The organism is Roseomonas sp. HF4, assembly GCF_005222755.1.
GTDB lineage: Bacteria > Pseudomonadota > Alphaproteobacteria > Acetobacterales > Acetobacteraceae > Neoroseomonas.
Map to the genome: position 1 here is coordinate 157881 of NZ_STGD01000013.1, position 22362 is coordinate 180242.

Here is a 22362-nt window from a genome sequence, read left to right on the forward strand (position 1 = left end):
AGGCGACCGCCAGTTCGGCGCGTCGGGTCGGCGCGCTGGACACCAGGTGGTTGACCTGCCCCCCGTAGAAGTCGTCCGCCGGTCATGTAGGACGGCGGCAACCAAGTGGTGCGGTTCTGCCACGCTGCACAGCGACAATCAGGATGGTTGAGAGCGTCAATCAGGATGAGCGGCGTCGGGGTCAGCCGGAGATCGGGTGTAGCCCGGCCGCAGGCTGACCCCCGGCGGGCGCCGTTGCCCGACAGCGTGGGGTGCCTTGGCGGTGCGTCGTGTCGGAATGGGCGGTCATCCCAGGGGGATCGCCGCCTTGCCCGGCTCGCACATCACCGACCATCAGGCGAGACGCTACATGACGCTCAAACGCACCCACGGCCGCGCCACCGCGGCCGCCATGGCGGGCTTCAGCCCCAGCGCCGGCGGACGGATCGGGGCGGATCCCCGGCCGCCCTCCGAACGAGCGGCACCCCGCGGCCGACGCAGGCCCGACCCGCTCGCCGCGGCCTGGGACAGCGAGATCGTGCCGATGCTGGAGGCGGCCCCAGGACTGCGACCGGTGAGGCTGTGCGAGGAACTGCGCCGCCGGCATCCCGACTTCCACGTCGGCATCCGCCGCACACTGGAGCGAGGGATCCGCCACTGGCAGGCGGTCGCCGGCCCGGCGCGCGAGGTGATCTTCCGCCAGGACCAGCCGCCGGGGCGGCAGGGACTGTCCGACTTCACCGAGGCCACCTCGCTTGGCGTCAGCATCGCCGGCCAGCCGCTCGAGCACCGGCTCTACCATTTCCGCCTCGCCTTCTCCGGCTGGCGGCATGTCCGCGTGGCGCTCGGCGGCACCCCCCAGGAGCACTGCTCCGACAGCCCCTCCGCCGCCTTCCCCAACCTCAGCCGCGACGCCGTCCTCGACCAGACACGCCGCTACGAGGCGCTCTGCGCGCACTACGACATGCGCCCGACCCGCAACAACGCCGGCATCGCCCACGAGAACGGCTCGATCGAGGCGCCGCACCGCGACCTCGTGGACGCGCTCGGTGATCCCGCCATCATGATCCGGGAAAGGCGGGCGCGTTGTAACGCTGGCTTCGCGATGTCTCCAACGCCTTAGGGTCTCGTGTCCTCGGCGTGGATTCGGCGGTGGCCGACGCATGGGGGCGGATACCGGCAGCGCGATCCGTCCCGGTCATCGATGCCCTGCTGGCTTCGACGGCTCAGGTGCAAGATCTTGTTCTCGTCACACGCAATGCGGCCGATGTCGCCGGGCTCGGGGTACGGACGCTGACCCGTTTGGTGAAGCGCAAGCGCAGGCCAGCCGATTGATGCAGAACCGGAGAGCAGACAAGCCGCTGCAGAAACACCCCTGAATGTGGCTGTCCTCCGAAGGGCGCCGATTGATTGCGTAGGGGCCGGCGCTGCCGGCGCGCCACCACGGCAGTTCCAGTGCATCGTGCCTTCACACGCAAAGGTGCTCTCGGTCGCTTGATGCCCCGCAATGCATCGGCGCGCCGATTGTGCGACGCGAGGACATCAACAGGGCATTGGACGGAGGAACATCATGGCTGACCGGAACGTCGTTCTGTGTGCACCGGTGCGCACCGCCATCGGGACCTTCGCCGGTGCGCTGAAGGACACGCCGGCGACCGAGCTCGGCGCAGTCGCCATTCGCGCCGCGATCGAGCGCGCGGGCCTCGACCCCGCCAAGGTCGACGGCGTGGTGATGGGCAACGTCATCCAGGCGGGCAACCGCATGAATCCTGCACGCCAGGCAGCGATCAGCGCGGGCATACCCGTCTCCGCGCCGGCGCTGACGGTGAACCGCGTCTGCGGCTCGGGCGCGCAGGCCATCGCCTCCGCCGCGCAGGAGATCCGCCTCGGGGAAGCCGAGGCGATGGTCGCCGGCGGCATGGAGAACATGGACCGCGCGCCCTACCTGCTGCCGAACGGCCGCTGGGGTATGCGCATGGGCGACGGCCAGGTGCTCGACAGCATGCTGCTGGACGGGCTGAACGACGCCTTCTCCGGTGAACATTCCGGCTGGCACACCGAGGACCTTGTCACGAAGCTGCAGATCTCCCGCGCCGATCAGGACGCCTGGGCGCTGCGCTCGCAGACAAGGTTCTCGGCGGCCCAGGCGGCCGGGTTGTTCGAGTCCGAGATAGCCCCGGCGCAGATCCAGAGCCGCAAGGGGCCGACCACCTTCGCGAAGGACGAGCACAACCGTCCCGAGACAACGGCGGAGACCCTGGCGAAGCTGCGGCCGGCCTTCCGCAAGGATGGCAGTATCACCGCCGGCAATGCGCCGGGCCTCAACAGCGGCGCCGCCGCCATGGTGGTGGCCGAGCGAGGCGCTGCCGAGCGATTGGGTCTCAAGGCGGTGGCGCGTCTCGTATCCGCGGGCGTCGGCGCGGTTGAGCCGGGGATGTTCGGCCTTGGTCCGGTGCCCGCCGTACAACGTGCGCTGACTCGTGCGGGCTGGAACGCCGCCGACATCGAACGCGCCGAGATCAACGAGGCCTTTGCCGCTATCGCCATCGCCGTCATGCGTGAGACCGGCCTGCGGCAGGAAGCAGTGAACCCCGAGGGGGGCGCCATCGCCCATGGTCACCCGATCGGCGCCAGCGGCGCCGTGCTGACCACCAGACTGCTGCACGGCATGGCCCGCGCGGGTCAGACGCGCGGGCTCGTCACGCTGTGCATCGGCGGCGGCCAGGGCATTGCGCTCTGTCTCGAACGGCTCTGACCGGCGGGAGACAGGCGCATGACGACCGTCTTCAAGGATAGGGCAGAGACGGTGGCGCAGGGTGCTGCGCTGATCGCGCGCGCTGCTCCCGAGGCCATGAAGAGCTTCGGTGCGCTGGGAGCGGCGGCGACCGCTGCCGGCGCGCTCGATACCAAGACGAAGGAACTCATGGCGCTGGCCATCGGCATCGCGACGCATTGCGACGGCTGCGTCGCGTACCACACCCGGGCCGCGCTCAAGCATGGCGCGACCCGGCAGGAGGTCGCGGAGACAGTCGCTGTCGGGCTCTACATGGGCGGTGGCCCGGCGGCGGTGTACGGCGCCGATGCGCTGCGCGCCTACGACCAGATGGCGGGCGCCGCCAGTGGCTGACCTTCCGTCCTTCCTGACCACGCCGCCGCGCTGCCTGTTCTTCACCGGCAAGGGCGGGGTGGGAAAGACCTCGATCGCCTGCGCCGCGGCGATCGCGCTGGCCGAGGCCGGCAAGCGCGTCCTGCTGATCAGCACCGATCCGGCGTCCAATCTCGATGAGATGCTGGGCGTCGCACTGTCCGACGCCCCTCGGCCAGTGCCCGGTGTCGCCGGCCTCGAGGCGATGAACATCGACCCCGAGGCCGCGGCCGAGGCCTATCGCGCCCGCGTGCTGGCCCAGATCGAAAGCGCGACCGAGACCGAGCGCGCGACGGTACGCGAACAGCTCTCCGGCGCCTGTACCACGGAGGTCGCGGCCTTCGACGAGTTCGCCGCCCTGCTCGCCGGCGGCGCGCCCGGATTCGACCATGTCCTGTTCGACACGGCGCCGACCGGGCACACGCTGCGGCTGCTGAGCCTGCCGGCCGCCTGGACGGGCTTCCTCGAGGCGAACGAAGCCGGCGCCTCCTGCCTCGGCCCGCATTCGGGGTTGAAGACGCAGGAGCAGCGCTTCCGCGCGGCGATGGAGGCGCTTGGGGATGCCGGGACGACCAAGATCGTCCTCGTGACCCGGCCGGACCGCGCCGCACTGGCCGAAGCGGCGCGTAGCGCGGGCGAACTCGCAGCACTCGGCCTTGCCAACCAGACGCTCGTGGTCAACGGCGTCTTCCGCGCCAGCCAGGCGGACGACCCAGTGGCTCAGTCGATCGAGCAGAGCGGTCAGGCAGCCCTCGCGGAGATGCCTGAGGCTCTGCGCAGACTGCCGCGCGACGAGGTTCCGCTGCGCGGCTTCGACATGGTCGGCCTGCCGGCCCTGCGCGCGCTGCTGCGGCCGGAATCGGAGCCGGCTGGCGTCGCGGCGCCGCCCAGCGCCTTGGCGATGCCGTCCGTGCCCGGCCTGGATGCGCTGGTGGATGGTCTCGTCGCGCGCGGGCATGGCCTTGTGATGGTCATGGGCAAGGGCGGCGTCGGCAAGACCACGATCGCCGCGGCGGTGGCGATCGGCCTGGTGGCGCGCGGGCACGCGGTGCACCTCAGCACCACCGATCCAGCGGCGCATCTCGCGATGACGCTCGGCGGCGAGATGCCGAACCTGCGCGTCGACCGCATCGACCCGAAGGTCGAGACCGAGCGCTACGTCGCCAAGATCATGGACAGCCGCGGCCGTGACCTCGACGAGGCAGGACGCGCCTTGCTGCGAGAGGACCTGCGTTCCCCCTGCACCGAGGAAGTGGCGGTCTTTCACGCCTTCTCCCGCGTCGTCGCCGAGGCGCGCAGCAGTTTCGTAGTGCTGGACACGGCCCCTACCGGCCATACGCTGCTGCTGATGGACGCCACCGGCGCGTATCACCGCCAGATGACGCGCAACCTCGACCCGGGCAATGGCAGCAAGGGGCGCATCGTCACGCCGCTGATGCGCCTGCAGGACCCTGAGCACACCCAGGTCCTGCTGGTGACGCTGCCCGAGACGACGCCGGTGTCGGAGGCGGCGGCACTGCAGGAGGATCTGCGCCGCGCCGGCATCGAGCCCCATGCCTGGGTGGTCAACCGTGCCCTGTCCGGCAGCGGCGCGGCGGATCCGCTGCTGCGCCAGCGCATGGCGGGCGAGGCAGCGCAGATCGACCGGCTGAAGGCCGGCCTCGCTCAGCGGCTCTTCCTCCTACCGTGGCAGGCGGAAGCGCCGGTGGGCCTGCCGGCGCTGCGGAAGCTCGCCGCGTAGCGCGTCGCGGGATTGATATGCCGCAAGGCGCATATGCGCCCGATGGCATATCAGGTCGGCATGACAGATCCGGTGACGCTGCTCGCCGCCCTTGCTGACCCGACCCGCCTTGCCGCCCTGCGCCTGTTGCGCGACGGGCAGGAACACTGCGTCTGCGAGATGGTCGCGCGCCTCGGCGCCACGCAGTCGCGCATGTCGCGCCACATGGCGACGCTGCGCGCGGCCGGGCTGGTGACCGACCGGCGCGACGCGCAATGGGTTCGCTACCGGCTGAACCCGGCTCTGCCCGGCTCGGTACGCAGCCTGCTCGACGCAGCGCTCGACCTGCCCGCCCAAGCCGAAAGGACTGCCGCATGAGTGCCGCCGCCGGCGCGCCCCGCGCGCCCTCCGCGCTGCCCTGGATCGGCGGCACCGCCGCGGGGCTGGTGGCTTGGGCGTTGCTATACAGCCAGCTGATCCCCTTCTCGGACTGGATGGTCTCGCTGCTGCCGGTCGAGCGGCATTCGCATCTCGGCGAGTCCATCGCGTTCTTCTTCTACGACGTACCGAAGGTGCTGCTGCTGCTGACGCTGGTGGTCTTCGCCATGGGCGTGGTGCGCAGCTTTTTCTCGCCCGAACGCACCCGCGCGATGCTGGCCGGGCGGCGCGAGGGCGTGGGGAATGCGATGGCCGCGTCGCTCGGCATCGTCACGCCCTTCTGTTCCTGCTCGGCTGTGCCGCTGTTCATCGGCTTCGTCTCGGCCGGCGTGCCGCTTGGCGTGACTTTTTCCTTCCTGATCGCGGCGCCGATGGTGAACGAGGTCGCGCTCGGCCTGCTCTTCGCGCTGCTCGGCTGGAAGGTGGCGCTGACCTATCTCGCCTTCGGTCTTGGCATCGCCATCGTCGCCGGATGGGTGATCGGCAGGCTGAAGCTGGAATCCTGGCTCGAGCCCTGGGTGCTGAAGATCCACGCCGGCGCCGTGGACCTTCCCGAAACCACCACCACCTGGCCCGACCGCATCCGCGCCGGGCTCGACGCCATGCGCGAGATCGTCGGCCGTGTCTGGTACTGGATCATCGCCGGCATCGCCGCCGGCGCGCTGATCCATGGCTATGCGCCGGAGGATCTGCTGGCCTCGATCATGGGCAAGGACGCCTGGTGGTCGGTGCCCGCCGCCGTTGTCATCGGCATCCCGATGTATTCGAACGCCGCCGGCATCATCCCGGTGGTCGAGGCGCTGCTCGGCAAGGGCGCGGCGCTCGGCACCGTACTGGCCTTCATGATGAGCGTGATCGCGCTGTCGCTGCCGGAGATGATCATCCTGCGCAAGGTGCTGTCGCTGAAGCTGATCGCGGTCTTCGTCGCGGTGGTGGGCAGCGGCATCCTCGCCGTGGGGTTCCTGTTCAACCTGCTGTTCGCCTGAGGAGGGCGCGTCATGAAAGACGTGAAGGTTCTGGGGCCCGGCTGCAAGCGCTGCGACGCAGCGGTGCAGATGGTCAAGGACGCTGCCGCCGCGGCTGGCGTCGAAGTCGCGGTCAGCAAGGTCACCGACTACGCGGAGATCGCCGGCTACGGCATCGCCTCGACGCCGGGGATCGTGGTGGACGGCAAGGTCGTCCATGCGGGCGGCTTGCCGAAGGCCGACGACCTGGCGCGCTGGATCGCCACCTGAGCGCAGGCATGTCCCACGACGATCACGGTCACGATCATCACCGTCACGCATCGCCCACGAACGGCGGGCTCGATGCGGCCTTCCGCTGGGGGGTCGGGCTCAACTTCGGCTACACGCTGCTCGAGGCCACGGCGGGCTTCTGGTTCGGCTCGCTCGCGCTGCTCGCCGATGCCGCGCACAACCTCACCGACGTCGCCGGGCTGCTGATCGCCTGGGGTGCCGTAGCCGCGTCCCGCCTGCGGCCGAATGTGCGGCACACTTATGGGTTCGGGCGGGCGACGATCCTCGCGGCGCTGGCCAATGCGGTGGCGATCCTGCTCGGCGTCGGCGCCGTGATGTGGGAGGCCATCGGGCGTATGGCGTCGCCCCCCGACGTTGCCGGGCTACCGGTGCTGTTGGTTGCGACCGTCGGCATCGGCGTGAACATCGGCACCGCGCTGCTCTTCCGCGGCCATGGCGCGCACGACCTCAATGCACGCGGCGCCTATCTGCACATGACGGCGGATGCGGCCGTCTCGGTCGGCGTGATCGGCTCTGCGGCGGTGATCCTCGCGACCGGATGGTCGGTGTTGGATCCGCTCGCGGCGCTCGCGGTCAGCATTGTCATCGCGGTCACCGCGGCGCGCCTGCTGCGCGATGCGCTGCACCTCGCCATGGATGGCGTGCCGCCCGAGGTCGATGCAGAGGCGCTACGCGACTTCCTTGCCTCGCAGCCGGGTGTGGCAGAGGTGCACGATCTGCGCATTCGCGCACACAGCACGACCGTCAATGAGGTGACCGCGCATCTCGTCATGCCGGCGGGCCATCCAGGGGATGCGTTTCTCGCTGCCGTTTCGGCCGATCTCCGCGCGCGGTTCGGCATTGCTCGCGCGACAGTACAGGTGGAGCTTGGCGACGGCCCGACCTGTCAGGCCGCCAAGGGCTGAAACCTGCACTGCCAAGAAGGCCGCCCTCGCCGGCCTGGTCGGCATGGCGGATGGTCGGCGACACGAGGCCGGCCATGAGTTGCGGCCAGGCGAGCGATTGCCGCGCGGGGTGACTAGCGCTTCCGGTCCCCCGCCCGGGGAGGTTAGCGTGGTCGCATGGCGCCGAACAGCCAGCCGAGCGACCAGCCCGTGTCCGCGGCGATCGGCACGGCCAGCACCGCTGGCAGGTAGTCGGTCGAGCCCCAGGAGAGGATCTGCCCGAGCCCGATGCCGGAGATCACCGCCAGGCTCGGGCGCTCGGCCGCCGCGGCGGCGGCCGGCAACACGCTCACGCCCAATCCCTCAGCCGCAGCAGCCGCCGCTCTTGGGCGCTGGCGCCAAAGCCGGGCCGCAACAAGCGCCGGCGCTGACCGGCTCAGGCAGGGCCGCCGCCGAGGCGGGACCGCAGCAGGACGCAGTGGAGGTCGCCGCGCTGTGTACGGTCGAGCACACGCCCGTTTCGGGCAGCACGAGTTCCACGCGGCGCGCGGCCTCGACGTCGCCCGCCAGATAGGCGGCAATGGAGCGCACCTGCTCGTGGCCGGTCGCCAACAGGAAGGTCGGCGCGCGACCGTAGCTCTTCATGCCGGCGATGTAGAAGCCCGCCTCCGGGTGGCGGAGTTCCGCCTCGCCGTGTGGGCGCACCGTGCCACAGGAATGCAGGTTCGGGTCGATCAGTGGCGCGAGCGCCGGCGTCGCCTCCACCGCCGGGTCCAGGCCGAGCCGCACCTCACGCAGGAAGGAGAGGTCGGGGCGGAAGCCGGTGGCGACGATCAACCGGTCGGCCTGCACTGTCGTCGTGCGCGCCTCCTGCCGGCCGGTGACGGCGAGCTTGCCGTCGGCCTCGGTGATGCGGTCGATCAGGAAGGGCGCGAGGGCGGTCACGGCGCCGGTCTCGACCAGCGCCTGCGCGTGGGCGCCGAGCTCGCCGCGCTGCGCGAGCCCGTCCTTCGCGCCGCCGCCGAAGTTCACCGCGCCGAGTGGGCGGCGGAAGGCCCAGAGAATCCGCGTGCCCGGCGCCTCCTTCGCGAGCTCGGCCAGGTCCAGCACGGCGTTCATCGCCGAGTGCCCGGCGCCGACGACGAGCGTCGTCGCGCCCGTGTAGGCCGCGCGCTCGTCCCCGAGCACGTTAGGAATGCCGTAGGCGATGCGCGCGGCGTGCCACGTCTCACCTGGCGCGGGCATGCCGTGGCTCCCGGCGGGGTTAGGCGCATGCCAGGTGCCGGAGCAGTCGATCACGGCGCGCGCCTCGATCACCCGCACGCCGCAGCAGGTCTCGATATGCACAACGAAGGGGGCCGCGCCGCGGCCGGCCCCGTCGTGCAGCCGCCCCAAGTCGCGGCGCGCGATGCCCACCACCTTCGAGCCGGTGCGGATGCGACCGCGCAGCGCCGCCGTCGCGGCCAGCGGGGCGAGGTAGTCGGTGACAAGCTCAAGGCCGGTCGGGTAGTGCGTGGGTTGGGGCGCAGACCATCCCTCGGCCTCGAGCAGTGCCCGCGCCGCGGCGTCGGTGTTGAACTCCCAGGGCGAGAACATGCGGACGTGGCCCCAGGCGCGGACCGCGTGACCGATGCCGGGCCCGGCCTCCAGCACCAAGGGCTCCAGGCCACGGGCGAGGAGCTGCGCGGCGGCGGCGAGGCCGACGGGGCCAGCGCCGATCACGACGACGGGCAGGCTGGGTTCGCTCATGCGGAGGCTCCTTGATGCATAGAGGGGTGAGGTATGTTGGCACGACAAGGCGCGGATCGGGTCACCTGCAGCACTCCCCGCCGGAGCGCCGCTCCGCCCGCGCGCCATCGGCGGCGGCAAAGGCGCGGCCGGTGTCCTGGAGTGCGGCGGTCGCCTCCATCCAGGCGTCCAGCGCGACGCGGAAGGCAGCGCGCCCGGCGTCGGTCAGCGCATAGACCCGGCGCTGGCGGCCGCCGACCACCTCCTCGGTCGCGGTGACGAAGCCGCCGGCCTCGAACTCGCGGAGTACGGGGTAGATCGTGCCCTCGGTGGGCGAGCAGCACCCGTTGGTGGTGCGCTCGACCAGGCGGGCGATGTCGTAGCCGTGCATCGGTCCATGGTGCAGGACGCGCAGAATGAAGAACTTGCTCAGGCCCATCTTGATGGTCCCCGCCCAATAGTCGCGGGAGGCATAGTCGACGCGGGGTGCGGGAGCAGGACGGAGGACCTTCATGGTAATCATCGTATACCTTGACCCTCTATGCATCAAGCTCTAAGGCGAAGTGGTGATGCGCACGCGGGATGGCTGTCGGGTGCCACCGTGAGCACGCGGCGGCGGCACCAAGGTCACCGGAGCGCCCGCGCCACCGCCTTGATCAGCGTGAGGTCCTGCCAGCGCTCCAGCGCCAGCACGCCGGGGGTGACATGGCCTTCCGCCCGCCGCGCGGCTTTACACGGAGCGGGATGACCACGGTCAGGGTCTGCGCCGCGTCGCTCACGCCGGGGCCCTCCCGGCCTCGGGTGCGTGGGCGGCGAGGTCACGCACCAGGCTGCCGAGCCCGTCCAGCCGCAACCGCACCACGGCGCCCTCTGCTTGGATGTCGACCCGGTCCACCAGCAGCCGCACGATACGCGCCCGCTCGGCGGGGAAAAGCTCGTCCCACAACGGCTCGATCCGCTCCAGCGCCAGCAGCACCTCCTGCTCGGTGACGTCCGGCGCCGTTCTGCGCGCGGCCCGCCAGGTGCCGACCACCATCTCCGGCTGGCGCAGCAGCGTGCCGGTGTTCGCCACTGGCGCCGCGCGCGCCATCAAGGCTGGCACTGGCACGGTGCTCGATACCTCGACCATCGGCGACGGCCGCACCGCCATCATGACGCAGCGCACCCTGGACGGCCCGCCGATCTCCATGGGCCAGACCATGCGCCGGCTGGTCGGGTCGAACCTCGAGATCGCCGCACTGCAGGCGACCGTTGTCGTGCAGGCGAGCGAGACCGGCAAGGCGAATGTCTTCGCCGGCTTCGTGCGGCCAATCATCGCGCCGCTGATTGCGGCGAACCGCTGGTACCTGTCCTTCGACCCGGTCGCGGCACCGGTCTATGTCTACGGCGACCTCAACGGCGTCGAGGGGCCGCAGGTCACCACCGGGCCGGCGCTGCACCCCAAGCCAGGCCGCCCGGCTACACCCCCACCGAGAAGGACTGCGCCACCGTCAAGACGATGTCCGCCTTCGGCATCCCCGACTACGAGATCACCCGCGTGCTCGCCATCGACCCCAAGACGCTGCGCAAGCACTTCTGGACCGAACTCGAGGTTGGCCATGTCGAGGCCAATGCCAAGGTCGCCGCCTCCCTGTTCAAGAAGGCGACCGGTGATGGCCGCGAGGCGGTGGTGGCTGCGATCTTCTGGCTGAAGTGCCGCGCCGGCTGGCGCGAGTGGCCGGCCATCGACGATCTCGGCATGAAGGAGCAGCGCGCACTCGAAGCGGAGACCGCCGAGCGCGGCACCTTCTTGGAGAGCCTGCTCGAACCGGCGAGCAGCCGACCTCAGTGACCGCGTGGTCGCTGGCCTGCCCGGACTGGGCGGCGGGCATCCAGGCGGGGCAGTCGCTGCTGTCGGAGATGCCGCTGTTGCTCCCCGCCGAGGCCGAGCGGGCGGTCACCATATTCGGCCGGCTGCGACTGCCTGATGTGCCTGGGAGCCGGATCCTCGGTCCAACCTCTACGCCGAGGGCTTAACCGTCAGCGTCACCTCGTCGCCGGCGCGGAGGATGGTGCCGGCCTCGGGCCGCTGCGCGGTCACCTCCCCCGCAGCCGGCACGGCATCGAGCACCGCCCCGTCCGGCCCCTCGATCTGCACCGCCAGGCCGAGCGAGCGCAGCGCCGCCGCCGCGCGCTCCGGCGTGGGTTTCTGCGCAAGGCCTGCCAGCTCCGGCATGGCGCGCAGGTCCTCCGTTCCCGCCGGCGGCGGCACGGGCACGATGCGGAAGGTCAGTTTCGCGCTCACCTGCGCCTGGAAGGCGAAGCGGTTGGCGAAGCCGGCATCGACAGGCGTGGCATAGATGCGCGCACGCGGCACGATCCCCCGCCCCGGCCGCGCCGCGCCCTGGCTCTCGCCGCCGAGGGTAAGGGAGACATGCACCTCCCCCGTCGTCTCGGGGAGCACGTAGAAGGTTGGGCGGTAGCCGATCTCGCGCAGCAGCTGGTGTGCCTCGGCCCCCGCATCGCCGTAGATCTCGAGCGTCTTGGCCAGGGAGGCGTCGTCCAGCGCCTGCTGCGCCGCCGCCACGCCCTGGCCGACCGCGGCGATGACATCGCCGAGTGGCGAGGCCACCACCTCCCGAGCCAGGCTGCGGATGCTCTGTGACATGGGCTCTGCCTCCCGCTCGGCGGCTCAGGGTGCCGCGAAGACGACGACGATGCTTTCGCCCGGCTGGGCCTCGGCGCCTGCCGCCGGCGCCTGCTGGATGGCCTGGCCGATACTGAAGCCATCCCCGGTCCAGCCCGGGCGCGTCGCGGCCGAGAGCGCGAAGCCGGCGCCGGCCAGCGCGCGGCGCGCCGCGCTCTCGGTCATCCCGCGCACGTCGGGCACCTTGGTGCCGGTGGCGGGCGCGGCGGGCCGGCGCTCCGGCAGCAGGTCGAAGGTCACGTCCTGCAACGCACCGATCGCGCCGGGCCGGCGGACCGTCGCGGCATCGGGCAGGGTGATGCGGGTGCCCGCGCCGCTCAGCGTGCCGCGCAGCGTCACCTGCAGGCGCCCGATGCGCCAATTGGCGCCCGAACCGGCGAGCGCCTGGTTCGCCGCCTCCGCCTCGGTGCCGATGCTGGCTGCGATCGCCTGCACCGGCGCCTCCTGCGCGGCGGCCGCGCGCAGCGTGGCGGCCTCCGCCGCCGCCGCGGCGCGCTCGCGCTCGGTGGCGGCGAGGCGCGCGGCGATGTCGGCGATGTTGCGCTCGAGCCCGACGGCCTTCACCTGGGCCTCTTCCGCCTCGATGACCTTGGCGCGCAGGTCGGCGCGCAGGGCGGTCTCGCGGCTGATGAACTGCAGCAGCTCGGCGTTGAAGCGCTCGGTCACGACGGGCGCCTCGACCCGCGCGGCGGGCGTGGCGGCAACCGCATCGCCGAGCAGGCTCTTGCGCGCTGCCTCGCCCAGCGCCACGGCGCGCGTGCGGTCGGCGACGCCGCCCAGCGCCTTCGGGTTCACCGCGCCGATCGCGCGCACCATCATCGCGGCGCTCACCTCGCCGCGCCGGGGCTGGCCGGCGACGGTATGGCCCGCCGCCGCGCTGCCATCCGCGGCGCGGCGCGCATGGGCGGTCTCCTCCAGCCGCTCGATCTCGCCGAAATCGACGGTCAGCGACTGGATCGAGGGCGCCGGCGTGGGCCGCGGCGTCACCACGATGACGCGTCCGCGCACCGTCTGGAAGGTAACGCCGCCGCCTTCCGCCAGGATGCGCGCGGCCGGGTCGCCGGGTTCGACCAGGCGCAGCGCCGGTGCGTAGACATGGCCCTGCCCAGCCGGCTCGGCCGAGATCCGGACCTGCCCGTCGGCATCCGCCTTGCCCTCGCCGATCGCCTTCCAGCCGCCGGCAAGCTCAAAGGCCTCGAGCCGCACGACCTGGCCCACCGCCGGCTGCCCTTCGGCGGTCAGGATGCGCGCGAGGGCGTTGATGCGGTTCATGCCGGCTTGCCCGCGGTGACGCTCAGTCGCGCGACGGCCGACCCGGCCTCGGCGGTCAGCACCAGGACTGCCTGCGCGGGCAGCCGCGCGTCGATATCGAGCAGCGTGGCGGCGCGGCCGGCCTCGTCCGTGACCAGCACCGGCTGCGCGATGCGCGTGCTGCCGGCGCCGGTGATGCGCACGCCCTCGACCTCCGACAGGCGGCGCGACATCTCGAGGTCGATGTTGATCTCGACCGTCGCGCCGGCCAGCAACTCGCCGGCCGAATTCGCCGCGACCACCGCGAGCTCGTGCTGCCGCGCGGTGCGGCGCTGTGCGGTGAGCTCGACCACCGGCAGCGGCAGGCCCTGGCCCGGCGGCACCGCGACCAGGCGGCCCGACACCACGCTCGAGACGGAGGAGGTGCTGCTCGATGCCGGCATCACCAGCATCATCGCGCGGCCGCTGCCGGTCGACCGCGTCTCGATCTCGACGCGCAGTTCGAAGTCGAGCTGCGGCAGGTGGTAGGAGGGCGTCGGCCGGCCGAAGGCATCAACCGGCGGGGCGGCGCTCAGCGCCTCCTGCGCGTCACGCACGCCATCGGCGATGGCGACGAGCAGCTGCCCGATCGAGCCCGAGACGAAGCTGCGCTCGCTCATCGGCCGCCCTCCTGCCTGTCCTGCGCGCTGCGGCGTTCGCGCCGCGCCTCGGCGGCGCGCGCCTCCCGCCGGCGCTCCAGCGCCCTTGCGCGGGCGCGGTCCGCACGTTCGAAAAGATCGCCCGACCCGCCGGTGTCGAGGCCGAGCCGCCGCGCCCGCGCCGCGGCATAGGGCCCGACGCGGTCCATCGCGCCGGAGATGCCGTCGCGCCGTTGGCTCCAGGCGGAATCGAGCCGCTCGACGGCGCGCATCGGCGCCTCGGCGGCGCGCGTCGCGCGGCCGACACGCCCGGCGATGGCGTCGATCTCGGCCGATTTCAGCGTGCGCTGGATCTCGGCGCGTTCCTCGGCGGAGACGTCGCGCTCGGCAAGCTGGCGATCGAGGTCCCGCAGCCGGCCTTGCGCCTCCTGCAGCTTCGCCTGGGCGCCGCGCCCGACCTCGGCCACCGCGGTGAGCGGTGCCAGGCGGTCGCGCGCTGAGGCGCGCAGCCGGTCGCGGTCTCGGTCCCGCGCGGCGAGGAAGTCGCGCGCCGAGGCGATGGGCGCGGCGAACAGCGCGGCGAGCGGGTCGGGCGGCGCGGTGCGGCCGGCGGGCTGGCGGTCGCGCCGCGCCGGTTCGCGCGCCGGCGGTTCGGGCGGTGGCGGGGTGCGCGTCACGGGGCGGGCGCGCAGCGCCTCCTGGCGTTCGGCCAGGGCGCGCGCCTCGGCGCGGCGTTCGGCGAAGGTCGCGACCGGGAAGCGTGCGGCGTCGCGCGGATCCGATTGGCGGCCGCCCTGGGTCAGCGCGTCCATGCGCCGGGTCAGCGCCTCGCGCTCTGCCATCAGCGACGCAAGGCGCGGGTCCGGTACGGCCGTGGGCGAACGGGGCGGGGCGGCGGGCCGAACCGGCACGGCTGCAGGCGCGCGTGGCGGGGATTCCGCGCTGCGGCCCTGGCCCGCGACGTCGCGCCAGCTGCGGCCGGGCATGGCGCGGCCTAGCCCGGCTGGCCGATGGTTGCCGCGATCATGGCGCGGATGCGCTCCTCGAGAATCGCGGGCGGCGGCACGGGCACGAGCTTGGTGCGCATCAGCGAGCTGCCTTCGGCCGAATACTGGTACTTGGCCGAGTAGCTGGCCGAGACCGAGGAGACCGTCATGCGCGCACTGGCCGAGAAGAAGCCGACCGAGCCCTTCACCGAGGCGTTCGTGGTGCTGGAGGACCGCGCGATGTTGGTCTCCCGCGACATCGAGATCGACATCTTGAGTTCGATCAGCGTGTCGACGAACTGGTAGAAGGTGGGCGTGAAGCCGAGCTCGAGCAGGCTGTAGCTGCGCCCGTCGCCGAGCGGCACCAGCATGGTGCGTTCCGGCATGCCGCTCGGCGCGATGGCGGCGGCGCCTTCGGCCGGCTCCGGGTCGGGCGCGTAGCCGGCCATCATGCGCGCGATCTTCATCGAGACCAGGTCGAGCTCGAACTGCGCCTCGGCGATGCCGACGCCGAGCGACTTGACCATCTCGGGGAAGGGGGCGTTGAGCAGTTCCGTTCCGACGCTCATGCAGGATCCTCCTCGGCTGCCGCGGCCTGGCTCACGGCGTCGGCGGGTTGCGCCGCGCCTCGAGGCTCGCCGCGCGCCGTGCCGCCTCGTTCTCCATCAGCGAGCGCACGCGCTCCTCGAGGACCGGGGGCGGCGGCACGGGGCTGAGCTTGGTGCGCAGCAGGCTCGCCCCCTCGGCGCTGTAGCCGTAGCGCGCGGAGTAGGAGGCATCGACCTGGCTCGTTGTGACCGTGCTGCCGACGGTCACGGCCCGGCGGCGGAGGCGGACGCGGCCTTCCTTCTCGGTCTCGCTGTCGCGCGAGGTGCGGCTGGTCGTGACCTCGCGGGTGATCTTGATGGCGATCTTCACCTCGATGATGGTGTCGACGAACTGGTAGAAGGTGGGGGTGAAGCCGAGCTCGAGCATCGAGACGCGCGTTGGCACCCGGATCTCGATCCTGCGCTGCTGCTCCGACAGGTTGTTGATGTCGCTGACGCCGAGCTCCTGCGCGACCTTCTTGACGATCTCGAGGAGCTTGAGGCTCTCCTCCCCGTTCAGCGCGCCGGTGAAGGCGTCGTCCACGGTCGCGTAGGCGACCGCTTCGGGCAGGGTCATGTACTCGTAGCCGAAGAAGACGCGGCTGTCGTCGAAGGTGACCTCCCCGCGCCGGTCGGTGACGGTCTGCAGCCCGCCCATCATCTCGGCGACGCTGATCGCGTTCTCGTCGAGCTTGTACTGCGCCTCGGCGATGGCGAAGGCCATCTGCCGGATCATGTCCCCCATCGGGACGTTGAGCAGTTCCTGACCGATCGCCATGCTGTTCCTCCTCCTGCGGGTCGCCTTCAGGTGACCGGCTGTTCGAACTGCCGCCGCAGCAGCTGGGTGAAGACATCGGGTGCCGGCACCGAGACGAGCCGCGCCGCGATGGAGCTGACGCCCTCGGACGTGACCGAGTATTTCCGCGCATAGGAGACGTCGACGGTCGCCGCGGCCATGAAGACGCCGACATTGACCTCGGCGGTGACACCGACGCTGACCGAGAGCTCGGTGCTCTCGGTCATCGTGAAACTCAGCTTCGCCTCCACCGTCGCCTCGGTGAAGGTATAGAAGCTCGGCGTGAAGCCGAGGGTGAGCAGGTTGAAGGTCCGCCCGCCGAGCTCGACCTCGGTCGCGGCCATCAGCTTGGCGACCTCGACCGAGTTGGTGTCGAGCGCGTGCTGCGCCTGCGCGATCGAGGTGCCGAGCTTCTCGATGATCTGCGGCAGCGGCGCGGTGACGAGCGCGCGGGTGACGGTCTCGACGGTCATGGCTGGTCACGCGGGGCGAGGAAGGCGCGGATCGTTTCGAGGAACTCCGGTGGCGCCGGGATCGAGACCAGGCGCGCCGTGATCGAGGAATTGCCCGTCACATTCATCTCGAACTGGCGGGAGTAGCGCACGTCGAGCGAGGCGCCGAAGGCGATGGCGCGGTTGCCGGTGTTCTGCCTGGTCAGGCTGCGGCTCTCGGTGCGGGTGAACTGGCGCGTGACCGTGATGCCCGAGGTGCCGGAGAGCGAGATCTGCCGCTGCTCCGCGGTGATGAGCTCGAGCGTGAAGGGCTGGGTCTTGCGCATCACCGTCGTGACGTTGGCCTCGGCCGACCCGGTGAAGGTCACCCCAGTGTTGGCGTTGATCGAATTGGCGAGGTTGCGCGCATGCGCCTCGGGAGTGCCCGCCGCATGCGGGGTGACCGCCGTGCCGGAGAGCGGGAAGTCAGTCCCGTCGATCGTCACCTTCTTGCCGGCCAGGTTCAGCGGGCGCGGGTTGAACAGGAAGATGAAGCCATTGCCTGCCGCCGGCCCGGTGCGCAGATCCGGCGTGACGCCGTCGATCCCGGTCCCGCCGCTGCGCGCATCGACGCGGATCCAGTGCTGGGTGCGCCCGACGACGAACACGCTGGCGCGGCGGAAATCCGGATTGTCCACCGGTGTCGCCGGCGCCGCCTCATGCCCGCGGGAGGGCCGGATCGCCATGTTGTTGGCCGGCGCGCCGTTCGCCACCAGCCGGTCGCGCACCGCGTGCGCCCTGAGGTCGCCCAGGCGGCGGTTCGATTCCGCCGAACCTCCGGCGGTCGCGCCGCGGAAGGGCTGGCGGTCGGCGAAGCCCTCGATCTCGACGCGCAGGTCGCGCGCGCGGATCATCTGCGCGAGCTGCAGCAGCCGCGCGTCGATGTTGCGGTTGCGCGTGTTGGGCGGCTGCAGCGCCTCGGTGATATGGTGGCGGCCGGTGTCGAAGAAGGTGCTGTTGATGGGCTCGCCCGGCGCAGCCGCGATGGCGTCGTAGCCCGCCGCCTCGATCTGCTCGACGACGTGCCCGACATAGGTGTCGATCGTCGGCTGCGCCGTCGTCGCGGCGGTCTTGCTGGCGGAGGCGCTGATCCGGTAGTCCGTCGCGGCATTTGCGTCGACCTGGATGATCGCGCTGTCAAAGCCGCCGGTCAGGAAGGCGATGGTGTTCGGCCCGATCTGGACGCTGGCCGGGTCGGCATCGGTGGTGATGGCGAAGGTCTGCGGCGTCGCGCTGACCAGGGCGCGGCCGATGCCCGCGCCGTCGTTGGCCAGCAGCGCCGTCTGCAGGTTGCGCATCCTCTCCAGCGGATCCTGCCCGGTGAGGCTGAAGTTCTGGCCCCCCACGGTGAGCGCGCCGACCGAGGCGGCGGTGATCTCGACGTTGGCGCTGCGCGTCTCGGTGCGCGTCTCGCTGCCGGATTCGGTGCTGGACGAGTTCTCCGCCCGGTTCTCGTCGCTCGTGGTGGTGTCGTTCACCGAGCCCGAGAGATTGAGGCCGAGGCTGAGGTCCTTCTGCACGCGCAGGCTGAGCTGCAGCGAGCAGGAGATGTCCGCGTGCTGGTAGTGGTAGAAGGCGGGCGACAGGCCGAGGTCGAGCAGCGTGCGCCCGCCCAGCCCTTCGCGCGGGGTGATGAACTCGGCGATCTGGTCGACCGAGTTCGCGTCCAGCGCGCGCTGCGCCTGCGCGATGCCGAGGCCGAGCTGGCTGATGAATTCCGCGACCGAGGCATCGGCCAGGACCTGGCCCGGGGTCAGCCCGTCATAATCCGACATCGCGCATCTCCTTGCCTGGAATTGGCATGGCGAAGGGGCCTGCCGCGCCGGCCGGCGGCAGCGGCGTCGCGGCGGCGGCATTCACCTGGCCGGCGCGCACGGTGAAGTAGCGGCGACGGCGCTGGGCCTCCGCGATATGGGACGCGGACGGCGACAGCCGGCGGCCGAGCCAGCCGAGCGCGTCCTCCGCCAGCGGCAGGCGCCCCGGGCCGGCGAGGGCGACGGCGCGGCGCAGGGACGCCGCCGCGCCGTCGCGATCGCCCGCCTTGAGCCGCACGATGCCGAGGCGCTCGAGGATCGCGGCATGGTCGGCGCGGTGCAGTGCCAGCGCCTGGCCCGCCCTGGCGTAGTGAGCATCCGCCTCCTCACAGAAGCGGATGACCTCGTCGTAGCTCTCGAGCAGCTCAAGGCTCTCGAGGACGCATTGGGTGTAGTGGCGGAAGAACACCTCCGGCGCCTGCGCCGCGACGGCGAGGCGCAGGGCTTCCCGGTAGTGGCGCAGCGCCTCGGCATGCCGGCGGGCGAGGGCGTGCACCTTGCCCGCTTCGGCGATGCCGAGATGCACCCTGTGCCGCGCGGCGTCGTCCGGCGCCGCGCTCATGTCGAACCGCCGGTGAAGCGCACCTCGGCGCCGGCATCCTCGAGCGCGGCCCGAAGCACGCGCGCCTGCGCCTCGGGCAACTGGCCATCGAGCGCGAAGGGCGGGCGCGGCAGCGGCGCATCCGGCGCCAGGCAGCCGAAGCCGCGCAGGACATGGCGCACCGCCTCCTGCGCCGGTGCGGAGATCACCTCCAGGCCGAGGCGCTGGAAGGTGGTGAGCTCCGCACGGACCTCGAGCCCGGTCGCGGCGAGCGCGCCAAGGCGGCCTGCCAGCTCGCCATGGGCGACGCCTTCGGCGAGCGTGACCGGCAGCGCGGCGAGGATCGCGGGCAGCAGCTCGGCCGGCATGCCGGCCTCGCGCGCGAGGGCGTCCGCCAGCGCCGGATCGTTCGGCCGCGCAGCGCCAAGGCCGGCCAGCACGATGTCGTAGCGCAGGAAGGCGCTGTTGACGGCGCGCAGCATCCCGCCCGCCTGGTGCCGCTGCCAGAGGTCGCGCACCAGGCGATGCGGCACGTCGGTCGCGACCAGCCCCGGCGGCGCATCGGCCGTGACGCCGAGCGCCGCGAGGTCGGGCATCAGCCGCGCGCGCACCACCTCCGGCCCGTCCAGCAGGAAGAGGTGGTAGGTGGCGTCCTCCGGCCGTGCCGCGACCAGCGAGGCGCCGGCCGGCAGCCGCGCTGCGAGCGCCGCGACGGTGGCATCGCTGACCGCACCGAGCACCACGCCCGGTGGGGCCAGGATCATCGCGAGCGCCGCGTCCTCCGCCATGCCGGTGAAGCGCGCGAGCGCGGCGGCGGCGCCCGGCAGCGCGCGCGGGTCGTCGAGGTGCAGCGCGACATCGCGCAGCAGCGGCGGCGGTGGCGGCGGGGTCGCCTGCGGCGCGGCCTCGGCGGTGAGGCCGATGCCCAACAGCAGGCGCAGGAAGTCGGGCGCGGTGGCGGCGGGAACGCCCTCGGCGAGCACCGCGGGAGCACGGTAGAGGCAGGCCACGGCGCGACTGACCGGGACGCCGAGGCCGCGGGCGATGGCTGCCGCGGCGGTCGGCCCCGCCGAGCCGACTGAGGTCACGACAATGCGCCGCGTGTCCTCGGCGGCTTCCCTCATAGCGAGCGTCATGCCAGCAACCTTCAACTAACGGCAGAACCAAATGGCTTGCCTGCGCCTCACAGATTGCAGAATTTGACCATACAGATTCAGAAAGTAGTTATACAATCCAAAAGCTCTCCTGTGGCGAGCCGCTGTGATGCAGGGCACGCGCCGCGCCAGGAGCGCGAAGGCGGGGGACGTCGCGATGACGGAATTGCGTGCGGGCACGGCGCTGGCGCTGTCGGGTGGCGGCTTCCGCGCGACGCTGTTCCACGCCGGCGCGCTGGTTCGCCTTAACGAATGCGCGCTGCTCGGCACGCTCGCGCGCATCTCGAGCGTCTCCGGCGGATCCATCGCGGCCGGGCGGCTCGCTGTCGCCTGGCGGCGGCTGGATTTCGTCGCGGGTGTCGCGACGAACCTGGGGCCGGAGGTCGTGGAGCCGCTGCGCGCCTTCTGCGCGCGCGACGTCGACCGCCGCGCCGTGGCGCTCGGCAGCCTGTCATTGCGCCGGACGGTCGGCGATGCGCTCGAGCGCATCTATGCCGAGGAACTGCTCGAGGGCGCCGGGATGCAATCCTTGCCGGACGCGCCGCGCTTCGTCTTCAACGCGACCAACCTGCGCAGCGGAAGGCTGGTCCGCATCGCCAAGCCCTACATGGCGGACTGGCGCGTCGGGCGCGTCGATGCGCCGGCGATTCCCCTCGCGCGCGCCGTCGCCGCCTCCTCTGCCTTCCCGCCCATCCTCTCGCCGGTCACGATCGATGCGAGGGGCATGGCGTGGCAGTGCCAGCCTGGCGCCGATCTGTTCGACGACCCGGGCCAGCGCGGCGTGCTGCAACTGACCGACGGCGGGGCCTATGACAATCTCGGCCTCGAGACGATCGACGACTTCGCGACGCTGCTCGTCAGCGACGCCGGCGCGCCCTTCTCCGTGGAAGGAGAGGATGGCGTGGCTTGGCTCGGGCAGCCGATGCGCGCGCTCGACATCGCGACGGACCAGGCGCGCGCCCTGCGCAAGCGCATGCTGCTGGAGCGCGCGCCGGTGCGCGGCCAGACGGTCGCCTACTGGGGCATCGACACAAGGATCGCCGACTACGGGCTGCCCGACGCGATGCCCGTGCGCACCGAGGTCGCCGACCCGCTCGCGCGGCTGCGCACGCGGCTCAATCCCTTTGACGAGGCTGAGCAGGGCCGGCTGATCAACTGGGGCTACGCGCTGGCGGACGCCGCGGTCCGCCGCTTCCTGCCGGGCACGAACGGACCGGCGCCATCCTGGCCCGTGCCGGGCTTCGCGCTTCGCTGAGGCACGGTCAGAGGCGGACAGTCAGGTCTATGATCGCGCCCTTCGCCGGGACGAAGTCGAGTGGCGCGGATGCGATGCGATCCTCCCCGCCATCCTTCCGCCGCGCACTGAGGAGGATGCGGCAGGGCTGGCCCGAGGGCACCTCGTAGCCGCCGAAGGCGGGGAACCGGTTGCGGTCGCGCAGGAAGAATCGCCCGAGCGCGGTCGCCGTGCCACGCCCGCCATTGATCACGCCGGCCAGTGGCAGCGCATCGCCGGGAGTGGCGTCCGGCTGGCCGATCCGTACCATCACGTCGCCCTCCGAGGCGACCTGCTCCGCGCGCACGGCGATCCAGGCCTTGTCGGGCATCACCTTCGGTACCTCGGTCGCCTGGGTGCGGACCTCGCGGAAACCGAGGGAGACGAGCACCGTGTTCACGCCGGAACTGCCGCCGGCGAGGATCGCCGCGGTCAGCAGCCGCCCGATCATGCGGGGTTGCTGCGCGGCGCCGCCCTGCACCGCGTTCATCAGCGCCGTGACGGCGTCGTAGTCGAAGCGGTCCACAAACAGCCAGGCGATCAGGAAGGCCAGCAGCGGGCGTGTCGCGCGGGCGTTGAAGGTCTCGACGAAGGGCCGCCAGTTGAACAGCACGGCGAGCGCCGATTCCAGCAGCACCGCGATCAAGAAAAGCGTCAGGACCGTGGTCGTCGCGGCCGTCAGCCCCTCTCCCGAGAGCAGCGCCGCGACGCTCGTAGGCGTATCGGCGGCCTGTGCGGGCCCGGCCAGGGCGCAGATGCCGGCCATGAGCAGGACGCCGACACCGCCACGGTTCCGCATGGGCCTGACCTCCCTCGCCGGACCGACACTGCCGGCCGGCGGCGAATTATCTTGCGATGAAGTTCCGGCGAATGCACGCTCCGCGAGCGTAGAGGCACTGTATTTCGCGCATACGGAGGGCGGGAGGGCAGTGATGCACGTCACTGTCCTACGACCTGCCCCTGGCGTGATGTTGCGCCGCCAGCGCGGCCGAGGC

At 71.8% G+C, this 22362-nt stretch carries 25 protein-coding genes and 1 pseudogene; 11 read left to right on the forward strand and 15 right to left on the reverse strand.

All coding sequences use genetic code 11. From position 1 onward, the window contains the following. Nucleotides 1–277: 277 nt before the first annotated feature. The 9 genes and pseudogenes from E8M80_RS19165 to E8M80_RS19200 form a co-directional block, all read left to right on the forward strand. A pseudogene (locus tag E8M80_RS19165) lies at nucleotides 278–1051 on the forward strand (IS21 family transposase); the annotation flags it as partial. Nucleotides 1052–1131: 80 nt separating this feature from the next. Beyond that, complete coding sequence (locus E8M80_RS27055) at nucleotides 1132–1314, forward strand: hypothetical protein (RefSeq protein WP_370287462.1); 183 nt, start codon at nucleotides 1132–1134, stop codon at nucleotides 1312–1314. Nucleotides 1315–1549: 235 nt separating this feature from the next. Then, complete coding sequence (locus tag E8M80_RS19170) at nucleotides 1550–2734, forward strand: acetyl-CoA C-acetyltransferase (RefSeq protein WP_137127364.1); 1185 nt, start codon at nucleotides 1550–1552, stop codon at nucleotides 2732–2734. Nucleotides 2735–2752: 18 nt separating this feature from the next. Beyond that, nucleotides 2753–3106, forward strand: coding sequence for a carboxymuconolactone decarboxylase family protein (locus E8M80_RS19175; protein WP_137127325.1), 354 nt, complete (start codon nucleotides 2753–2755; stop codon nucleotides 3104–3106). After that, nucleotides 3099–4865 (forward strand): arsenical pump-driving ATPase, encoded by a 1767-nt coding sequence (gene arsA / locus E8M80_RS19180; RefSeq protein WP_305013245.1) that lies wholly within the window; start codon nucleotides 3099–3101, stop codon nucleotides 4863–4865. The genes E8M80_RS19175 and arsA overlap by 8 nt, the downstream gene beginning before the upstream one ends. Before the next feature lie 60 nt (nucleotides 4866–4925). Then, nucleotides 4926–5222, forward strand: a complete 297-nt coding sequence (locus E8M80_RS19185; RefSeq protein WP_137127327.1) for a metalloregulator ArsR/SmtB family transcription factor — start codon at nucleotides 4926–4928, stop codon at nucleotides 5220–5222. Continuing rightward, nucleotides 5219–6268, forward strand: a complete 1050-nt coding sequence (locus E8M80_RS19190; protein WP_137127328.1) for a permease — start codon at nucleotides 5219–5221, stop codon at nucleotides 6266–6268. Before E8M80_RS19185 ends, E8M80_RS19190 begins: the two co-directional genes overlap by 4 nt. A gap of 12 nt (nucleotides 6269–6280) precedes the next feature. Continuing rightward, nucleotides 6281–6517: a thioredoxin family protein gene (locus E8M80_RS19195; protein WP_137127329.1), complete on the forward strand. Its 237-nt coding sequence runs from the start codon at nucleotides 6281–6283 to the stop codon at nucleotides 6515–6517. A gap of 8 nt (nucleotides 6518–6525) precedes the next feature. Further along, a complete protein-coding gene (locus E8M80_RS19200) occupies nucleotides 6526–7443 on the forward strand; it encodes a cation diffusion facilitator family transporter (RefSeq protein WP_137127330.1) in 918 nt (305 codons plus the stop codon). Nucleotides 7444–7586: 143 nt separating this feature from the next. On the opposite strand, the gene E8M80_RS19205 is transcribed toward E8M80_RS19200, so the two are convergent. From E8M80_RS19205 to E8M80_RS26315, 4 genes are all read right to left on the reverse strand, one after another. Further along, entirely contained in the window at nucleotides 7587–7775 is a 189-nt protein-coding gene (locus tag E8M80_RS19205; protein WP_137127331.1) for a hypothetical protein, read from the reverse strand. A 10-nt stretch (nucleotides 7776–7785) separates the two neighbouring features. Continuing rightward, entirely contained in the window at nucleotides 7786–9171 is a 1386-nt protein-coding gene (locus E8M80_RS19210) for an FAD-dependent oxidoreductase (RefSeq protein ID WP_170979512.1), read from the reverse strand. Nucleotides 9172–9232: 61 nt separating this feature from the next. Beyond that, a complete protein-coding gene (locus E8M80_RS19215; RefSeq protein WP_240790125.1) occupies nucleotides 9233–9664 on the reverse strand; it encodes a PadR family transcriptional regulator in 432 nt (143 codons plus the stop codon). A 261-nt stretch (nucleotides 9665–9925) separates the two neighbouring features. Then, nucleotides 9926–10465, reverse strand: a complete 540-nt coding sequence (locus E8M80_RS26315; protein ID WP_206035677.1) for a hypothetical protein — start codon at nucleotides 10463–10465, stop codon at nucleotides 9926–9928. Nucleotides 10466–10648: 183 nt separating this feature from the next. Here E8M80_RS26315 and E8M80_RS19225 point away from each other — a divergent pair, with 183 nt between their 5' ends. Next, a complete protein-coding gene (locus E8M80_RS19225; RefSeq protein WP_137127333.1) occupies nucleotides 10649–10981 on the forward strand; it encodes a hypothetical protein in 333 nt (110 codons plus the stop codon). Nucleotides 10982–11149: 168 nt separating this feature from the next. On the opposite strand, the gene E8M80_RS19230 is transcribed toward E8M80_RS19225, so the two are convergent. The 10 genes from E8M80_RS19230 to E8M80_RS19275 form a co-directional block, all read right to left on the reverse strand. After that, the gene (locus E8M80_RS19230; protein ID WP_137127334.1) at nucleotides 11150–11797 is read right to left on the reverse strand and encodes a PASTA domain-containing protein; all 648 of its coding nucleotides are present in this window, start codon (nucleotides 11795–11797) and stop codon (nucleotides 11150–11152) included. 24 nt (nucleotides 11798–11821) lie between these two features. Then, a complete protein-coding gene (locus E8M80_RS19235) occupies nucleotides 11822–13108 on the reverse strand; it encodes a PASTA domain-containing protein (protein ID WP_137127335.1) in 1287 nt (428 codons plus the stop codon). Beyond that, nucleotides 13105–13746 carry a hypothetical protein gene (locus E8M80_RS19240; RefSeq protein WP_137127336.1) on the reverse strand — a complete coding sequence of 214 codons (642 nt, stop codon included), beginning with the start codon at nucleotides 13744–13746 and terminating at the stop codon, nucleotides 13105–13107. The genes E8M80_RS19235 and E8M80_RS19240 overlap by 4 nt, the downstream gene beginning before the upstream one ends. After that, nucleotides 13743–14567, reverse strand: a complete 825-nt coding sequence (locus tag E8M80_RS19245) for a hypothetical protein (protein WP_137127337.1) — start codon at nucleotides 14565–14567, stop codon at nucleotides 13743–13745. The genes E8M80_RS19240 and E8M80_RS19245 overlap by 4 nt, the downstream gene beginning before the upstream one ends. A 152-nt stretch (nucleotides 14568–14719) precedes the next feature. Then, nucleotides 14720–15280 carry a hypothetical protein gene (locus tag E8M80_RS19250; protein ID WP_137127338.1) on the reverse strand — a complete coding sequence of 187 codons (561 nt, stop codon included), beginning with the start codon at nucleotides 15278–15280 and terminating at the stop codon, nucleotides 14720–14722. A gap of 31 nt (nucleotides 15281–15311) precedes the next feature. Next, entirely contained in the window at nucleotides 15312–16076 is a 765-nt protein-coding gene (locus E8M80_RS19255; protein WP_206035678.1) for a hypothetical protein, read from the reverse strand. 26 nt (nucleotides 16077–16102) lie between these two features. Continuing rightward, on the reverse strand, nucleotides 16103–16567 hold the full coding sequence (locus tag E8M80_RS19260) for a hypothetical protein (RefSeq protein ID WP_137127339.1): 465 nt from the start codon (nucleotides 16565–16567) through the stop codon (nucleotides 16103–16105). Further along, nucleotides 16564–18360: an OmpA family protein gene (locus tag E8M80_RS19265; RefSeq protein WP_170979513.1), complete on the reverse strand. Its 1797-nt coding sequence runs from the start codon at nucleotides 18358–18360 to the stop codon at nucleotides 16564–16566. Before E8M80_RS19265 ends, E8M80_RS19260 begins: the two co-directional genes overlap by 4 nt. Then, complete coding sequence (locus E8M80_RS19270; protein WP_206035679.1) at nucleotides 18347–18961, reverse strand: hypothetical protein; 615 nt, start codon at nucleotides 18959–18961, stop codon at nucleotides 18347–18349. The genes E8M80_RS19265 and E8M80_RS19270 overlap by 14 nt, the downstream gene beginning before the upstream one ends. Continuing rightward, a complete protein-coding gene (locus tag E8M80_RS19275; protein WP_137127341.1) occupies nucleotides 18958–20076 on the reverse strand; it encodes a pectate lyase in 1119 nt (372 codons plus the stop codon). Before E8M80_RS19275 ends, E8M80_RS19270 begins: the two co-directional genes overlap by 4 nt. A gap of 175 nt (nucleotides 20077–20251) precedes the next feature. On the opposite strand from E8M80_RS19275, the gene E8M80_RS19280 reads away from it, so the two are divergent. Further along, the gene (locus tag E8M80_RS19280) at nucleotides 20252–21349 is read left to right on the forward strand and encodes a patatin-like phospholipase family protein (RefSeq protein ID WP_170979514.1); all 1098 of its coding nucleotides are present in this window, start codon (nucleotides 20252–20254) and stop codon (nucleotides 21347–21349) included. A gap of 7 nt (nucleotides 21350–21356) precedes the next feature. Here the strand turns inward: E8M80_RS19280 and E8M80_RS19285 are convergent, their stop codons facing one another. Continuing rightward, entirely contained in the window at nucleotides 21357–22166 is an 810-nt protein-coding gene (locus E8M80_RS19285) for a hypothetical protein (protein WP_137127343.1), read from the reverse strand. Between the last annotated feature and the right edge of the window lie 196 nt (nucleotides 22167–22362).

Bases quoted from the DNA above. Each gene is read 5' to 3' on its own strand.
- E8M80_RS19225 (WP_137127333.1), top strand. From the start codon at position 10,649: ATGTCCGCCTTCGGCATCCCCGACTACGAGATCACCCGCGTGCTCGCC.
- E8M80_RS19250 (WP_137127338.1), bottom strand. From the start codon at position 15,280: ATGAGCGTCGGAACGGAACTGCTCAACGCCCCCTTCCCCGAGATGGTC.
- E8M80_RS19280 (WP_170979514.1), top strand. From the start codon at position 20,252: ATGACGGAATTGCGTGCGGGCACGGCGCTGGCGCTGTCGGGTGGCGGC.
- E8M80_RS19270 (WP_206035679.1), bottom strand. From the start codon at position 18,961: ATGAGCGCGGCGCCGGACGACGCCGCGCGGCACAGGGTGCATCTCGGC.
- E8M80_RS19240 (WP_137127336.1), bottom strand. From the start codon at position 13,746: ATGAGCGAGCGCAGCTTCGTCTCGGGCTCGATCGGGCAGCTGCTCGTC.
- E8M80_RS19255 (WP_206035678.1), bottom strand. From the start codon at position 16,076: ATGGCGATCGGTCAGGAACTGCTCAACGTCCCGATGGGGGACATGATC.
- E8M80_RS19230 (WP_137127334.1), bottom strand. From the start codon at position 11,797: ATGTCACAGAGCATCCGCAGCCTGGCTCGGGAGGTGGTGGCCTCGCCA.
- E8M80_RS19175 (WP_137127325.1), top strand. From the start codon at position 2,753: ATGACGACCGTCTTCAAGGATAGGGCAGAGACGGTGGCGCAGGGTGCT.
- E8M80_RS19185 (WP_137127327.1), top strand. From the start codon at position 4,926: ATGACAGATCCGGTGACGCTGCTCGCCGCCCTTGCTGACCCGACCCGC.
- E8M80_RS19170 (WP_137127364.1), top strand. From the start codon at position 1,550: ATGGCTGACCGGAACGTCGTTCTGTGTGCACCGGTGCGCACCGCCATC.
- E8M80_RS19190 (WP_137127328.1), top strand. From the start codon at position 5,219: ATGAGTGCCGCCGCCGGCGCGCCCCGCGCGCCCTCCGCGCTGCCCTGG.
- E8M80_RS19200 (WP_137127330.1), top strand. From the start codon at position 6,526: ATGTCCCACGACGATCACGGTCACGATCATCACCGTCACGCATCGCCC.
- E8M80_RS26315 (WP_206035677.1), bottom strand. From the start codon at position 10,465: ATGATTGGCCGCACGAAGCCGGCGAAGACATTCGCCTTGCCGGTCTCG.
- E8M80_RS19215 (WP_240790125.1), bottom strand. From the start codon at position 9,664: ATGAAGGTCCTCCGTCCTGCTCCCGCACCCCGCGTCGACTATGCCTCC.
- E8M80_RS19265 (WP_170979513.1), bottom strand. From the start codon at position 18,360: ATGTCGGATTATGACGGGCTGACCCCGGGCCAGGTCCTGGCCGATGCC.
- E8M80_RS19235 (WP_137127335.1), bottom strand. From the start codon at position 13,108: ATGAACCGCATCAACGCCCTCGCGCGCATCCTGACCGCCGAAGGGCAG.
- E8M80_RS19195 (WP_137127329.1), top strand. From the start codon at position 6,281: ATGAAAGACGTGAAGGTTCTGGGGCCCGGCTGCAAGCGCTGCGACGCA.
- E8M80_RS19285 (WP_137127343.1), bottom strand. From the start codon at position 22,166: ATGCGGAACCGTGGCGGTGTCGGCGTCCTGCTCATGGCCGGCATCTGC.
- E8M80_RS19275 (WP_137127341.1), bottom strand. From the start codon at position 20,076: ATGACGCTCGCTATGAGGGAAGCCGCCGAGGACACGCGGCGCATTGTC.
- E8M80_RS19210 (WP_170979512.1), bottom strand. From the start codon at position 9,171: ATGAGCGAACCCAGCCTGCCCGTCGTCGTGATCGGCGCTGGCCCCGTC.
- E8M80_RS19245 (WP_137127337.1), bottom strand. From the start codon at position 14,567: ATGGCAGAGCGCGAGGCGCTGACCCGGCGCATGGACGCGCTGACCCAG.
- E8M80_RS19260 (WP_137127339.1), bottom strand. From the start codon at position 16,567: ATGACCGTCGAGACCGTCACCCGCGCGCTCGTCACCGCGCCGCTGCCG.